General features: G+C 36.8%; 1 pseudogene. It reads right to left on the reverse strand.

From position 1 onward, the window contains the following. Positions 1 to 60 precede the first annotated feature (60 nt). Positions 61 to 253 (reverse strand): annotated as a pseudogene (locus ACYQ2O_RS13685) (IS1182-like element IS1182 family transposase); the annotation flags it as partial.

A 253-nucleotide genomic window follows, 5' to 3' on the forward strand; every position in this document is an offset into this window, starting at 1 on the left:
TATTTTACCTTTGCTGGAGACATTTGACAAGAAAAAAAGCAATGTGATCCAGCAGTGTATTCACGTCTGCTGGATCACATTGCCTTTTTTCGCCTCTTTTTTATCGGTATAGAATGCTTTTCTACACGTATCCGTAGGATTTGAAAAGATATCGTAGTCAATGACGTATTGATTACTAGAAGCAACTTGAAGATTATAGCCAGGTTTCAATTCACGGTTTTTCATGGGATCTTCTTTCATACACATGAACGTA

The organism is Alkalibacterium sp. m-11, from assembly GCF_054658155.1.